This is a genomic window from Paucibacter sp. B2R-40, assembly GCF_025717555.1.
GTDB lineage: Bacteria > Pseudomonadota > Gammaproteobacteria > Burkholderiales > Burkholderiaceae_C > Paucibacter_A.
On record NZ_JAJIRP010000006.1, the window covers coordinates 358,394 to 373,777 of the forward strand.

The window sequence follows — 15,384 nt, forward strand, 5'->3', positions numbered from 1 at the left end:
AATCGACTCGTGGGTGGAAGCCTCAAAGATTCCGAACAAGAGCCGACACTTAGACGCTTATTCGGGAGCTACTAAGATTCACTCGGACACGGTCTAAAAGCCCCATTGCAAAGACTTGAAGCTTTGGGCGGCGGCCTATTTTGGAAGTCCATCTGCCCTGCTCGCCCTGGCCTGCGCTGAGCAAACTCGACCCAAGTAACCTTGTCAGCTTAAGTTGCCTTCGCAGTGAACGCAGAAATGATGCGGTCCATGAATGAGAAGATAAGCTCAATTCCGTACCCCGCAACAAATGCAAGGGCGAACGGCGACATACTCTTAAGTGCGCCCCCATTCACCACATCAGGGGTTAGCAACCAAGTTGACGCCAAACCAGCAAGTGCTCCGAGCCCAACACGTACAACGTGATGAAGAGCTGACGAACTCGCAAATGAATTCTCACTAATTTCCTTGGTCATCTTCCTCAAAATGTATGCATGGGCTCCAAGCCAACCAAGCAAGAGCGGTAGGTAGACATCCCTAAGCCTAGCAGAAACAGTTCTCGCAGCCTCAAGCGCATTAGAGACACTCGGTTTCCCATCATCGATAGTCCTGTCAATATCCGAACAAAGAGTCCAGTAAAACAAGTATGAGGCTCCGGACTTGCATGGCTGCTGCACCCATTTCCAAAGTCTTGTTGGAATCATCTGAAGTTCGGCATCTTCATCCGCAATGCGCGAACTCTCAACTACAAGCAATTTTCGCGCTTCAGCTAGGCTATTTCTTGCAGAAACAAGCGCTTCAGGGCTTTTCCCTTCCTTCTCCTGTTTGGCAAGCGCGTCCACTCTTGCTTCTACAAGGTCTTTCTTTTCAGGCAACTCAGAACTAGCTTTGGCCCAGTTTTTATGAAGTTCGTAATATCTTGCAAGTCCAGTTGAACCCAAAGAGTAGTAGCTCAATGAAACACAAGTTACGATAAGTGCGGCCATAAAAAACAGGGCATTCACGAATCGTCCAAGCGTTAGCCCATGAATGGAGTCACCAATTCTTCCCCAAGTAAAAAAATCACTGATTTTGGGCAACTTTGTCTTTGATGCCGACAAGGTATCTAACGTGACGGGAGCCAGCTTGGCAGTCAAAGTTTGATAGGCCTTCATAAAGGCCTGCTCATGCAACAGCGACAACGTACCTTTTGAAAGTGCTTCACCCGCCTCCAAGAGCGGATTTCGAATGTCATCGTCAATCAGCTTGCCATTTGCTGATGCGAAGTTTAGTAGTACGAAGGCATCTGCCAACAAAGGGCGAAGTCGCCTGCATCGATTAGCCAAGACACGAAATTCACCAACTGCGCCGTTCAACGCAGCTATCGCGGCTCCGAAAAACTGAAGAAACTCAGCACGCCTAGCATCATTGTTTAAGAGCACCTTTCCACTCGCCTTAGCACCAAGCAGAGCCGGCGAACATCCATCTGGCAAAGTGATGCCATTAGAGTGCGCGTAGGTAACGAGTATCTCCGCATCATTGACTAAGTCGTCGATTGATTCCATATCAATTGCACCATAATATTTGGATACGAAGCTTGACCACATAGTTCTGCCATCAGCTAGCGCCTCATTGTTCGGGGTATCACTTTAGCAATAGTTCTAGCTTTGAGGTCCCGAAGTTTGGTAACTGGGGGAGCAATACTTCGATGTACTTCTGCTTCGTTTTGAATTGATTTTGTCCGTGTCCGAACGGCTTTGGCGCGGCTTGGATTTCCTTGCAACCTCTCTGGAGAAGGCTCCCACGGTACTGCTCCATAAAACCCGAATGTTGACCCAGTCCAAGCCTGTGACGCAGCTAAAATCTGTATTTCCTTGAAACTTGGTAGGTTTCTAAATCCTTCTACATGTATTAGAACCGAGGCAGCCTCTTTAAGTAAGGAAACGGCTTCAGCATAAACTGGCAGACCGCGGTCAAAACACTGGCCAAGTAACATAGCCGCCTTCCTCTCCTCAGCTTGAGTCTTAAGACCGACTCGCGTCATGACGACGCAGAGAATGAGAGATGTATCCGGAAGCCAAGGAAAGTCCCGGCACAGCCTATCAAAACATATTAAAGGAATGGATTTCCACCCATCAGTCCGCAGTAGGAAGTAGGCGCCGGCAACAGCCGACACCGGGTCATTTGTAATTCCTTCAATCAATACCCTTGCGATTAACTGAAAATTCGCCATGGAATTTGCAGCCCTAATCGAATCCCTCGCCAGGAATTCAAGCAAGGTTTCTGCTTCGTTTCGAAAGCCTGTTACGACAACCTTGAGCGGGTCAGCTCGAGGGTCATCAGATACGTTTCGTGTGAACAAGACTCGACACGTTCCACCGCCTGGAAGTGAGACGAAGCGCCAAGGAATATTGACCCCTCCCATTTGGAGAAGACTTGAACTCTGGTCTAACCTGATATCAAACTGCCGAACCGAATCGTTGACATAAGTGGATTGAACCTCGACTGGGCTTGGTTCCCATTGCGCTTCTTTGATGGTCCACATGCGTACCCAAATTTTGCCCAAAGAATCAGCTGCAGCCGGTTGCCTTGACTCATTCCTGGCCGTAGCGATTTCTTGGCCGAGACGGAGTGCCGCCCATCCAGACCATTCATTCACTCTGATTTCACCATCACTAAAGTGAACCTCACCGACCCGACCGTCCAAAATTTCCACTCGCCGAGTCAGGGCCTTTCCAGATGGCCAAGTCAAGCGGACAAAGGTGGGACCATCTACGCGGGATACGTCGAAGGTCGCGGGACCTTTTGAACTCGCAACCCCTTCCGAAACTACTCTACCGCTTGAATCGAGTATCCGAAGTGGAAGCGATATAGAGCGCTCTTGGTTTGCATTTTCCGGAACGTTTGCAGAGGACAAGTAGTCTAAAGAAACAACTATTTTCTTCATACTTGGGCCTGCATTGGGTATGCGAAAAGAGGCGGAACAAACTCCCTATCCTCAACCAATAGGTCGCCAAATTGACTCTGCGGTGCTGTTGCACCAAATGAATAGAAGCCGCGCGGAACCTCACAAGAAAAGACGCCGTTTGCTCCATCGTGCTCCTGCCTCAAGCCACGGGCAGAAAGCAAGTACATCTTGGCGAGCGCACGCATTGACTCTGGCAACAAGTCCAACTCCACCTTTACCTTCGGGGCAGAAGTCAATCGCAAGAGTGGAACAAGGTCTCCGCTGATGGTTTGGTCGCTAACCTGTCTTCGTTGCGGTGTCTTGTTCCCATTTGCCAACAGCTTGCGAACGGCCGAAGCAAGGACCTCGCCATCAACGTCCCAGGTCTGCCCGATATCACCCTGTACCCCACAGAAGCCAGACATTGCTGTTAACAATGCCTCTGTGAACCTCGAAACTTTGCCCTCCACCGCAAATGCCAGCTTCCCTTCACCTGTTGCCGCAATAAGCGACTTTGACTTGATGACCACAGGTCGCTTGATGTCGACAAACTTGAGCGCATTGGGATTGGCACCCAGTGACAGCGCAATGTCGGTGGACATTTCTCTGCACGCGTCGATGAAGACGTAAAGGGCCCCTTTAACATCACGCTCTATTGCTCGTAACGTGTTCGAAATGTCAAAGGCCCTTTCCCAGGGCATGGCCTTGCTTCGACCAAAGTCCTCTGCCAACAAGTAGTGGTCAGTGACCATCACGCCGTGCCCGCAGAAATAGAACACACCGACATTGCCATCATCTGAGGTGACTCTTGAGAGCCACAGTTCAAATGCATCCTGAATGTTGTCACGCGTCGCTCTTTCAAGCGTCACGGAGCCGGTGGGAGTCATCACGTTGACTGGAGCAACGGCAGATGCCAATGCCTCGACAGAACCGAGCGCGACAGGCCCGTTCATGAAGCCGATGGCGCCAGGCGCAACCAATGGAGCAAGAAACCAGTCCACTACCGCCTTCAGCGAGAGCGGAGGTGAAGACAGTTGGCCAAGACCAAGGGGGTTGCTCGCAAGCTTTCCGGGTAACCCGCCAATGAGATGTGGATAGTGGCCTACCCCTATCGCAAGAACATGAACGCCAGGGCCTTGAGCCGGGCTTCGCTGATATACCGTTGTCACCGCTGCGCCTGACAACTATTTGGAAAGCCTAGCTGCAAGGCGGACATAGAAGCTTGGCCTCAGAAAGTACCCTCCGTGAGCTTGGAGCGTGCTGTATCCGGTGTCGTACGCGAAGTCTTGGACTCCCTCGAAGACCGGCGACGCTCGGTAGCTCAATACATCGTTCATGTCGAATACGTTCAGCCATCGCGCAAGGTTCTTTGGCATAGGTACCTTTCCATCCGGATAGTGAGATGGAATCGTTTTGTCACTGGCAAGGTAGAGCTTCATCTCCTCGAATAGGCCGACCTGCGAACCGACCGTTATCAGACAATCCACCTTCAAATCAGGCCAGTACTTTGTGAGGATGTCGTACATGATTTCCCCACCGAAGCTGTGCGCAATGACGATGAGCTTGTCGTCTTTCGCGTTCTTGGCATCATTCGCCAGCTTCAGGCCAGCAAGTACAGCCTTAACAATAGGTCCTTCGTTTCCTGGCTCACCTCGTTTTGCAAGATAGACAAAGGCGTCGCCTGCAAAGCGAGTCACAGTCGTGTTGAGCTTCTTCCTAGCGAGTCGGCCCACAAGTTCCGTGCTGACGTCAGGAATAGCATTGACCAGTCGAGATAGTCCTTCTTTCAATTGGCCCAACAACCCGCCCGCCCCAAAATGCTCATCGCCTACATTCTTGTTGACGTAGTAATTAACGAGGTCTGCGAAGTTGTCGTCCGTCGCGTCCTTTAACCATGACAAATCAGGTTTACTGGCCACGTACTCCACAGCGAGGAGATAGGACTTTGCAATGTCATTAGCATCCTCAGGCTTCGACACTCCAGCAAGAGCGGCACCGTACAAGAGGTCGACCGTCTCGGCAAAGTTAAGGCGAGCGCGGTCCACCACGCCGCCGCTGATTTGGGAGGACTTTGATATCAGCTCAACCGTCCGTCCAAAAGCCTCGACATTCCCACCCGCACCAAATTTCTCGTAACTCTCCTCTGCATCAGGCAGGACAGCCATGTTCCATGCGAACTGAGCACCGTCGTCGCCCCAGTACGGGTTCTCGATGGAAAGCGTCTGCGGTGACATACCAAGTGCAGGCCCTACGATTTCCTTCAGAAACTCGTTTCGCCCAACCACGTTATCGCGGTATTCATCACTTTTCCGATTGTTGACACCATGGACGAAGACGATAGGCATGACGAATCCCTCTGATTGGCAGAAAGGTACATCCTACGAATTTGGCGGCGCTTTGTACCCCCCCTAACTTCGAATGCGACTGCACATCGCTCTCAACATGGATTTGGATGAGGATAGTTCTGGCGTAGCGCGCAAGCAATAGTGCCCGCCGCCAAGCAACCTCACACTACTGGGATATCTGTCTCTGACGCTCCGCCATCAACTTGAAAGGGGTTGCTATACGTTTTGACGGCAATAGGTTCGTCGATGAATTAGGACACTCATGCAAGCATTTGGAAATGTTGGAACCGACCCGATTCGAAGAGAAGCAAAGGCTTCAGGCAAGGTTTATTGGGAATTTCGGGTCGGCGAAAGCCAGGCAGGAATTGACAAGTCTCCCACTTGGTACACAGTTCGGATGATGAAGGCGGAGGACCCAAAGCTGAACAAAGGCGACTTCGTTCGCGTGACCGGTAAGCTCAAGGTTGACTACTATTTTTCCCATGAGGGCAAGCCGGCAGGGACATTGCTCATCATCGCTTTTGAAGCCGCGAAGATTTCGAAAGCGGCAGCTGCGGCTGAAGAAGTGGCAGCAGTAGCTGCAGCAGCGGGCTGATAGACATTGATTTCAATAGAGGCCACTCGACGAGTGGCCTTTTTCTTTGGTAACAGCAAGGTGCCTTGGTTCGGTTGCCAACAATGAGAAATGGCTTTTGTCGGCAACAGCTTCAGCAGCTATTACGGCAAGCAGCTACTTCGATGACACGCGATGCCCATCAAAGAACCAAGCCACAAGGCAGCTGTGGGCTGTTACCCTTGTTACCGGCATTCATCCACAGACATTGTTTTCTCGCCATCACCGCGCAGGATAGGCTGGGAAAACGTCAGCATGCAAGGGCATTTTCGAGTGAGCTCATTTGTCGGGGTTGATGGATGCAAGGCAGGAAAGATGGGAGCCACAGAGATTTGGGTTGCGAGTCAACCTTGACGATTTCCTCAAAGTTTTAATCCTGTATGACTGCGCTGGGCATGTTTCTGAGCTTGTCTCCGGCAGCAAAGTCCTCGAGCGGCCACTCGCGATTGCATTCCAGGCATAACGCCTAATCCTGTGGCAACATGCGCAAATTTGATGCCCAGCTTTTCACTTTTTCTTTCTCAGCGCCTTTGTAACAGGCGCGGTTTTATGCCATTTTTTTGGCTGCCTGAACCATCAGTTGATAACTGGTAGAACATTGATGCATCAAGCACTTGCTATATTTTTCGAAGCGGTGGTTATTCGGCGGGTTCCAGTGTTAATCCATTCCGCCCTGCGGTATACCTCAATTAAGAATTCGCCCCACAGTGCAACAGCTCAGGTGGGTTGTCAATTGCCGCATTGCCCTTCAATGGACTAACTTATGACCTTCTCAAATCGACGCACCATAACAAAAGCCTTCTCACTTTTGGTGATGTTGCCGCTCCTATCATTTGCGGAGCCGCGGACAACGTTTAGCTTTGCATCTCTTGCCTGGAGAGAGCCATTGTCAACCGTTGACGCGAAGCTAAAGACTGAAGGATTCTCTGGCTGCGAATCGTTGGTCCTCCTTCATTTGAGATGCAAATCCAACGAAACCTGCGAGTGCCTTTTCAACGGCCCTGGCATCCTGGATGGGCGGGCGCAGCTAAGGGAAAACCGGTTGTGGCTGGTCGTAGTTACGGCGGCGAGCAAGGCCGCAACCCTTGAGACTTTGAAACGGAAGTATGGACCACATCTCCCAATCGCGCCGTCCAACCGTTCATTGCCATTACTGGACCTGCGCGAATCTGACCCATCAGCATTGCGCCTCTGGAAGGCTGGTGACGAAACTCTGACTTTCGTCACTACCACCGGCGTAGTTGTCTACGAGTCCCCGGATTTCAAAAGGACTACTAGGGAACGCGAGACGCCGAATACGTCTAAGTTCTAGTCCTCGCCCGCAGTTAACTTGGCCACGGCGATACTTGGTCTACTCGACAACTTCACTCAACCGAAAAACAAATGTCCAAAGTCGCAGTCAAGATGTGCCTCCACTCTCCCGAAGGCAAGCCGAGGTTTTCAGCGCAGACAGGTGACACCGTGCTGGTCAGATTGAATGATTCAATGCTTAAGGAGGCTTTAGTGCTGACCGTACATCACGATTTCGTCGAATGCACCGATTCGCAAGGAATGGCTTTTCAAGTACTCCACTCCAACATCGTTGCAGTTTGCTCCGATTGAGGCATAACCGGTCTTTCGAGCCGACTCGCAGCGGCTGGCAACCATTTCATTCTGGGCCTTGCCTGCCCAGCCGTCGCTCGCGGTTCAACTTCGAAGTTACTCCTCAAAAATGACCACCTGATGGCCTCCCAAGCACAGAAATACAGCCTAGCGATGTCGGGCGAGTTCTTCGTTGCGGCGCAGTTGCAGCGCCTTGGCGTTGCGGCCTCGGTCACCTACGGGAATGCGAAACGGGCAGACGTCGTTGCAATCGGCAAGACGAGTAGCATGGCCGTCGTCATAGAGGTCAAGACATCCTCAAGTGGGAGTTGGCCTATGGGTAATAGAGTACCAATGCCTTCGCAACAGCTTTGGGTGTTCGTGCATCTTCCAACCAATACGCTTGAAGCGCCAGAGTATTACGTGGTTGAGCAGACCAACCTTCATAAAATATTCTCTCCTGGCGAGCAAGCCTACTTAGCTCGATACAAGGCCAAGCACGGTGCGGAGTACGGCGACAAGCCAGGTGTGGCAAAGGCAACTCGCACGGGACTTGTTGCATACAAAGACAATTGGCATGAAATACTGTGTCGCCTATGAGGCCAAATTTTTCTCTCAACCGGACCCGCAAGTCATTACGCTTACCGACACAACCTATTTACCGCAGCCCTATCGAGACATCGCATGTATAAAATAATCTTCCGAAAATTTCTTGGCGTAGTGGCGGCAATATCAAGTTTGGCCTCTGGCCTACTCTGGCACCTCTCAGCAGATGCTCAAATCAAGTCAACATCGGCCGCTCTAGACGTAGCGGCGAACTTAGCCACTCTCGCGGCACAACAAAATCTTTGGGCCGCATATGCGGCTGCTGTTGCGGGTCTAGCATTGTCAATTGCTTTGATTGTTGAATGACCAGCCGCGTGTTCCGTATGCGGGCCAACCCTGCAGCCGACACGGACACGCCGCCGGTTTTTCGGCGGAGCGCCGGTTACCTTGAACGTTAAGTGGAGGTTACTCCTGTCCTGTTGATGTCTGCGGGCACAAAGGTGTCATTCCAATCCGTGAAATTAATTCGCAGCACCGACTTTCGGCTGTCGTGGCCACATCGGCATGGGTGGTCAATTCAAATCGGAACAGGCGGTAAAACTGAAGCATCACGGGCAGTGCAAAACAGCCCTCATGACTACTCACCCCCCTTGCAAGGGTAGAAGCCTCCACCCACGGTCAATGGCCTGGAAGTAGTTGAAGCCGCCCTCAACAAGGGTAGAAGTCTCCGGGCTGGCCAGTGCATTCAACCGACCAGGGAATGGAAAGAAGCCACCAACGCATCTGGGCTATGTTCAACCGCCCCGGGATTGGAAAGTAGCTCCCGACGTATCTAGGTTTGATTCAACCACCCTGTACAAGGAAAGGCGTCAACCAGCCCGCTGGCTTCGCCACTTCCACCATATGTACGGAACAACTTTGACCCTTCGCCTTTTCAGCCCTTCCAGTACCCAGTGACAGCGGCCAAGCTGACACCAAGAGCCGCCGCAATTTGCGAACGAGTGAACCCATCCGCCTTCATGCGCCGAGCCTTGATTGCAGTTTCAGCCGCCCTGGCCAGGTAGACCTCTCGCGTTTCGCACCCTGCTTCCAACCGTTGCCTGGCCTTCCGCTCCCGGTCCCGGCGGCGCACTTCATCCGGACCAAAGATTGTTTGCAATTGGCGCTGCTCATCAGACGTAATCTCAAGCAGATTGACCAAAGTCGAGTTCTTGAATCTGTACCGCGGGCAAACCTCGGCACCACCGAAGAGCAGCTTTTCACCTCGTTCCGCTGCAGCTGCACGGGCCAAAGCAGTTGAAGTGCAAGAGGCCAGCTCAGCCTCAGTCCACATCGGCGCGAATTCGCTTGCAAGCGACTTCAACTGCGGATTGATATCAATGCAAAGCCTAGAGTCGGCAAGAAAACATGCTGACAAGAACATCATCATGTCCCGTCGACCTGGGGGCGCGCCAGTGCTCGTCCAGCCCCGCAACTCGCTGAGGCTGCGCAAGTCTTCAAGTCGGTCCCAAGACAACTGAGTTGCTACCAAGCCTTTTGCGGAAGGTGACTTCTTCCGCGTGGCCGAAAGCCCGCCATCAACCACCGCAAGCCGCTCACGAACAGCATCCCGGCGCCGTTCCGCTTCAGCCTCGCCCTCTTCCTGCAGGCGGGCTCGATTCGCGGCGTTGGTTTCAAGCTCAGTTCTCGTGCAAGCAAGGACCTCGTTTGCAAGCAAATCGAAGTCATATCCAACGCCGCCGTTGGGCAGGCGCTCGCCTCCCATTGAACAGACTTTGCCGCGGTAAAGAATGCGCACAAGCTCGCCGCTTTTGGTGTTCACCGTCCCAGACACTCTGAGAACACGAGAGACGTCACGAGCTTTGATATCAGAGCCAAACATCGTGAATCGCCGGCAAAGCTCATCCTGTACCGCTTGCCATCTTGGTACTGCCCTGCGAGGCGGCAAAGCCCCAGCCAGGTGCCACTTCACCTGCAGGCCTCGACCTGAAAACAAGATGACGCTGGGCGGCGGCAAACACTCATCGTCAATGAACTGCAGCAGCATGTCGCGCTGAGTTTCAGGCAGTCGCCATGAAAGGTCTGGCACGTTGTACGTGTCAAGGTCGACAAACTGCGTCGTCATCCGCCAGACGTTGATGGCCTGCCTATTCGGCTTCCAAAATTCGTTCTGGCCGATGAATGCGTCCCGCCCAGACTCTCGAAGTTGGACAAGTCGTCCGGGCAAATCAACAAGCTTGAAAGAGGACTGCCGCATCTGGCCGTCCGCCTGTTTTGCCATGACTGACACGAATCCAGGTCGACTTGGGTCGTGATAGTCGAATGCCTCCTCGATAGATTCGTTGAAATCAAACGCGTGCTCGTGTTGCGCCATTTCGGTCTCCCCCGCGCGGGAGACCAGTTGCTATACGAGCCACGAGTACCCCGCTGCGCCCTACCTCTCGTCGCCAAGCATTAGGAGAGGTGGGGCGTTGTCTATGCAGCACACACCGTGCGTGCTGCTGGGGGATGTAGCGAGGGGTATTTAAATGTGGCGCTTAGATGCGTTCTTTTAGGTAGCCAAAGTTCAGTCCAGAAGGACAATCTGGCCCATGTCCTTACGGAAAAATAGTCACTTCGATTTTCTACTGCAAGGTCGGCACTGATAGCTGAGCTACCATTCCCGATGACAAGATGAGAGGGAAAGCGTCTATGGGGGAAATAAGTAGTCGTGCGTTTGCAGAACGTTTTGCCTTAAACCCAGCCGGATACGCATGGTTGCTGGGTGCGGGCGCGTCAGCAGCCTCCGGGATACCGACAGGCTATCAGGTTATCCAAGAGTTCCGTGCACGGCTATATGCGTTGGAAACTGGAATATCTCCAAGGGAAATAGAGTCGAGCGCCCCGACTTGGCAAGAGCGTATTGACCTGCACCATGCCAAAGTCGGTAAGCTGCCTATGCCGGGAGACCCCTCCGAGTACGCCAGAGTTTTTGAGGCTCTGCACAAGACAGATGAAGACCGACGTTTATTCATCAAAAAGCTGGTCAACAAAGCCCAGCCTTCGCTAGGGCACCGAGCTCTCGGTTCACTTATAGCCTCGGACCAAGCACCCTGCATCTTCACGACGAATTTTGACTCACTCATCGAGGACTCAGCCACGGTCGCGGGTCAGTCGCTATCCAGCTTGGACCGTGCCCCACTTACCGTAGCGGCGCTCGACGGACAAGAGCGCGCGAGTTCTTGTCTTCGAAACAGTGAATGGCCACTCCTGGTCAAGCTACACGGGGACTACAGGTCCTTAAAACTAAAAAATGTGGAGTATGAACTCAAGGAACAAGCTGAGATTTTCCGGGCAGTACTCGAACAAGCGCTCCAGCGTTTCGGCTTGGTCATAGCGGGATATAGCGGACGCGACGAGTCGGTGATGTCCGCGTTGAAAGCGGTTCTGAGATACCCCCATGCCTATCCGAAGGGCATCTACTGGTTGTGCCCGGACCCCGCTACCCTGTTGCCAGCTGTGAAAGACTTCATTCAACAAGCTCAGACAGCCCAAGTCGAAGTGCACATCATCACTGGCGCAACTTTCGACGAGCTACTCGGCGATATCGCAGACAGAGTAGAGCTGCCAGTACCTCTCGTCCACCATATTTTCGGCGACCGCAAGCGCACAACACCGGCGCAGATTCCGCTGAACCGAGAGCCGGCGCTTCGATTCCCGGTTCTTCGCCTCACGGCTATTCCGCTTCTGGAAATGCCCACACGTGCGCGAAAAATAATACTTGATGCTGAGCCAAGCATGATGGACGTGCGTCAGGCTATTAAGGAATCCAAAGTCTGGGCGGTCGTTGGCCAGATTGGCTCACCCCGCACTCTTGCAGCATTCGGTGACGATGCCGAACTAATTCGCGGATTAGCACCTTTCCGCCCGCGCTTGTCAGGCGAAGTGATTCTCGATGCCACCAAGGACTCTTGGGCTAAGGGGCTACTCTACGACGCGATGGTTCGGGCCATTTGCAGACGATTGCCCCTATATGCCCGCTTCAAACCCTGGGGCAATGAGGTAGCGGTCCTAAGACCGAAAAGGGACTTACCGGTTGCGATTCAGGAGGATAGGGCCGAACTACTTCAAAAGCTTCAAGCGACGTTCGGTTCTCCGCTAACTGGCGTCGTTAACGGTACACAAGTAGCCTACTCAGAGGGCCTGTCACTGCGGCTAGATTTGGCCGATGACCAGTGGTGGTTGGTTTTTGAACCCACAACGTTTCTAGACTTCCCGAGAATTGAGAGCGAGAGCGAAGGCATCCTTCGACGAAAGCTTCGAGACGAGGAAACGGCCAAGGAGTGGCTTCGAAAGAGGTGGGTTACTAGGCGCAACGAGGCATGGTCGAACATCCTAGACGCTTGGGTTCACCTACTTTCTTACTCCCGAGGCAACGAGCACAGCGCCTTAGACCTAAGCTCTGGAGAGGGCATCGACGGGCGTTTCGTCCTTGGCATGAACACAGCAAAGTCCCGCCCCGCCTATGAACATGACCTCTTTAATCATCGAAGGGGTGCACGATGAGCGCACTCGAACGAAACATCGGACAGCTTCCTACCTTCGAGATTCTGGATGAGCCGTCTTTAAGTTTCAGCTCTATTGAGGGCAACGCAACTCATAGACATCCCCTTTCAGGATTGACACGATTCGGAGCGTTCGACCAAGACTCTTTCCAGCGGTTCGCCCAACGCATCCGCGTAGCCTATGTAGGCCCCAAACATGGCGTTGCCCGTGTGCGAGACATGCGCGAAAGTTTGCTATCTGCGCACCAGAACACCGACAGGAACCCCTACGCTAGAGATTACCCAGGCTTCGAGCGATTATTCAAAGTGGATGTCGCCAGTGCTGTTAGTACTTCGCACGTCATCTGGCCTGAAAAAATTGCCGACTTTGGGGAGGGCACCACAGTGGCTGCAAGAGTTCGTTCAGGCATCTATCAGTCGCTAAAGCGACTCGAAGCTGTACGAGAGCAATTTGATGTGGCCATGGTCTACATCCCAGACAACTGGCTGCCAGAAGTCAAGACCAGAGAGTTCGACGCTCACCACGAACTGAAGGTATTGGCCGCTCAGTTTGGTATTCCAACGCAGGTCGTCAACGACAAGTCACTCCGATTCCAGAATCACGCAGCGCGGGCTTGGCGCTTGGCCATCGCCCTCTACGCCAAGGCGGGAGGGACTCCGTGGAAACTTGCCCGCATCCCTAGCGTCCCCGAAGATACAGCCTATATTGGGCTTGCATACGCAATCCGACAGACCGAAAGTAGGGCCCACTTTGTCACCTGCTGCTCCCAGGTCTTTGATACGGAAGGTGGGGGTATGCAGTTTGTTGCGTTCCAAGCCAACGATGAAATCCGGGACTTGGCGGAGGCCAAGCGCAACCCGTTCCTTTCGCGAGCCGATATGAGAGCGGTGCTAACGCGCAGCCTACGCCTATACATGGACGGTCATCCTGGGCGCACACCCAAGCGACTGGTGGTTCATAAGACCACCGCGTTCACGGATTGCGAGCTTCAAGGAGTAAGGGACGCCACGCAGGCAATCAATGAGGTGGAATGCATAGAGGTGGCGAGCGCAGGCGCCTGGCGCGGAGTGTGGATGCTGCAAGGCCCCTCGAAAGAAAGGCCAGTTATCCCGCACGGATACCCAGTCCCACGCGGAACCATGTTGATGACGTCAAGCAATTCATGTCTTCTTTGGCTTGCTGGCAACGCCCCAGCCGCCACCGATGGTCGGGACTTCTTCCAAGGAGGCAACAGTATCCCGCGACCAATAGTCCTTCGCCGCCACATGGGTAGGGGGCCTTTTCAGGTCCTGGGATTGGAGGTCATGGCACTGGCGAAGATGGACTGGAACAACGACGCACTGTACGACCAGACACCTGTAACAATTAAATATTCACAGGGGCTATCTCGCATCATTTCCAAGGTCCAGCGACTACCGGGTAATTCTTACCCTTACCGTCTGTTTATGTAGGCACTGCATCCTCCGCCATGTCCAACGGCTTAGTCATCAAACGCCGACCGATTTCAAAAATACCTGCCATTGGCAAAGAACGAACTGGCGACAATACCTCTTCAGTGTCAATGCGAATCCAGTTCACGCCGTCAGTCCTAACTGCTTGCAGCACAGGGCTGAAGTCATACGCCTCATGGCATTTGAACTTACCGCCGCCGCGGATGAGGGCCGCCATCGTGCTGTGATTGCCGTTGGAAACCCAGACAATAGGCCATGGCTTCCATGCAATACCGAAATGATTGGAGTCTTGCCGCCAAGCGCCCCACTCCCGCTTCTCGCCCATATTCTGAAATGCCTTGAATAGCCGCCAGCGCTCCCAAGGCGCAGGGAAGACTATTGCATCGTTGAGTTCGACTGACAAAGTTCGAGACGCTTTTCTCATCAGAGAGGCGCGCGTGTCCCCCTCTGCATTCAAAGGCAAAGAGTCATCCCACAGCAAGTCTTCGGCATCTAAACTAGGTTTGTGAAATTCACGTGCATCCATTAGCAGCGTCTCTAAGGCCCGCGCTCGAATGATTTGGGATAGCGCGACTGCAAGTCCCCGAAGCGCATGCTTGCCATTTGCCTGAGCCGAGTCGATTGACCACAGCATGGATGTCCATTGCTGGCTCTGCGTCAGCCGGCGAGATTTTGGAAGGCTTGGATACGGAACTCGCTGAGGTTGCCTTCTGGCTGGGAAGTTCGTTGACAAGTTCTGGAGCAAAGTCTCAAGGCTCTTTGGAAGCATAGTTCAATGGGTCCCGACGGTAGAGCACATGCAAAATCTTCAACAAAACCAAACGTCATAGACCAGCGAATGACACCTAGCTTTGCTTTGGGCATCAAACTTTTGAGCGTTGGCGTCTACGAAGGAATGGAATCAACAATCCGCCTGAAAGAAACAGCAAATAGGTACTTGGCTCCGGCACAGCGGCTGCAAATTCAAGGACGTTCAAGCGAACATCTCCATTTGCACGGTCGTAGATGACTTGAAACTCACCAGAGCCAAATCCAGACATGATGACCTTCGAGAAAACTCCGTTCAGTGCATTCGGACTGGCGTCAAGAATCACGAATGATTCGCCAGCCTCAAGTGAGCAGTTCGCGAAGCAGACAATGTTCAAAGTTCCATCAAGGAACGCCGAACCAGTAACAGTCAATAGGTCATGAGAACCTGCGCCATGCAACTCGACATCGAGGAAGCCTAGGGCAGTTTGTTCAAAATTGCCTACAACTGCGAATGTTCCAATTGCCTCTGCAGGGGCGACATGGCCGCTATTGATTACAGTGGCTGATGCGAGTGTGCCGCTGCCCTTGACTGTTCCACTGTTTGTAAACCCTACGCCAAGGCTAAGCACACCGGCCGTGACATTGAGC

At 53.0% G+C, this 15,384-nt stretch carries 12 protein-coding genes; 5 read left to right on the plus strand and 7 right to left on the minus strand.

All coding sequences use genetic code 11. The features are described 5' to 3' along the window. Window positions 1-209: 209 nt before the first annotated feature. The 4 genes from LNV09_RS14710 to LNV09_RS14725 form a co-directional block, all read right to left on the minus strand. Window positions 210-1,523, minus strand: a complete 1,314-nt coding sequence (locus LNV09_RS14710) for a hypothetical protein (RefSeq protein WP_263557816.1) — start codon at window positions 1,521-1,523, stop codon at window positions 210-212. A gap of 56 nt (window positions 1,524-1,579) precedes the next feature. Next, a complete protein-coding gene (locus LNV09_RS14715; protein WP_263557817.1) occupies window positions 1,580-2,674 on the minus strand; it encodes a hypothetical protein in 1,095 nt (364 codons plus the stop codon). Between the two features lie 227 nt (window positions 2,675-2,901). Continuing rightward, window positions 2,902-3,906 carry a caspase family protein gene (locus LNV09_RS14720; protein ID WP_263557818.1) on the minus strand — a complete coding sequence of 335 codons (1,005 nt, stop codon included), beginning with the start codon at window positions 3,904-3,906 and terminating at the stop codon, window positions 2,902-2,904. Window positions 3,907-4,089: 183 nt separating this feature from the next. Further along, the gene (locus LNV09_RS14725) at window positions 4,090-5,250 is read right to left on the minus strand and encodes a hypothetical protein (protein ID WP_263557819.1); all 1,161 of its coding nucleotides are present in this window, start codon (window positions 5,248-5,250) and stop codon (window positions 4,090-4,092) included. Window positions 5,251-5,512: 262 nt separating this feature from the next. Here LNV09_RS14725 and LNV09_RS14730 point away from each other — a divergent pair, with 262 nt between their 5' ends. The 3 genes from LNV09_RS14730 to LNV09_RS14740 all read left to right on the plus strand — a co-directional run bounded on the left by LNV09_RS14730 (window position 5,513) and on the right by LNV09_RS14740 (window position 8,356). Then, window positions 5,513-5,845, plus strand: a complete 333-nt coding sequence (locus LNV09_RS14730) for a single stranded DNA-binding domain-containing protein (RefSeq protein WP_263557820.1) — start codon at window positions 5,513-5,515, stop codon at window positions 5,843-5,845. A gap of 1,740 nt (window positions 5,846-7,585) precedes the next feature. Next, a complete protein-coding gene (locus LNV09_RS14735) occupies window positions 7,586-8,044 on the plus strand; it encodes a hypothetical protein (protein ID WP_263557821.1) in 459 nt (152 codons plus the stop codon). Between the two features lie 84 nt (window positions 8,045-8,128). After that, entirely contained in the window at window positions 8,129-8,356 is a 228-nt protein-coding gene (locus LNV09_RS14740) for a hypothetical protein (protein WP_263557822.1), read from the plus strand. Between the two features lie 568 nt (window positions 8,357-8,924). Here LNV09_RS14740 and LNV09_RS14745 read toward each other — a convergent pair. Beyond that, window positions 8,925-10,364, minus strand: coding sequence for a hypothetical protein (locus LNV09_RS14745; protein WP_263557823.1), 1,440 nt, complete (start codon window positions 10,362-10,364; stop codon window positions 8,925-8,927). Between the two features lie 563 nt (window positions 10,365-10,927). On the opposite strand from LNV09_RS14745, the gene LNV09_RS14750 reads away from it, so the two are divergent. Both LNV09_RS14750 and LNV09_RS14755 read left to right on the plus strand, forming a co-directional pair. Beyond that, window positions 10,928-12,535 (plus strand): SIR2 family protein, encoded by a 1,608-nt coding sequence (locus LNV09_RS14750; RefSeq protein WP_263557824.1) that lies wholly within the window; start codon window positions 10,928-10,930, stop codon window positions 12,533-12,535. After that, window positions 12,532-13,986 (plus strand): argonaute/piwi family protein, encoded by a 1,455-nt coding sequence (locus tag LNV09_RS14755; RefSeq protein ID WP_263557825.1) that lies wholly within the window; start codon window positions 12,532-12,534, stop codon window positions 13,984-13,986. Before LNV09_RS14750 ends, LNV09_RS14755 begins: the two co-directional genes overlap by 4 nt. Here the strand turns inward: LNV09_RS14755 and LNV09_RS14760 are convergent. Together LNV09_RS14760 and LNV09_RS14765 are read right to left on the minus strand one after the other, a co-directional pair. Next, a complete protein-coding gene (locus LNV09_RS14760; RefSeq protein ID WP_263557826.1) occupies window positions 13,979-14,620 on the minus strand; it encodes a DUF6710 family protein in 642 nt (213 codons plus the stop codon). The two genes, LNV09_RS14755 and LNV09_RS14760, sit on opposite strands and share 8 nt — an antisense overlap. Before the next feature lie 229 nt (window positions 14,621-14,849). Then, window positions 14,850-15,384: PEP-CTERM sorting domain-containing protein (locus LNV09_RS14765; RefSeq protein ID WP_263557827.1), on the minus strand; the 535-nt coding region annotated here is incomplete at its 5' end.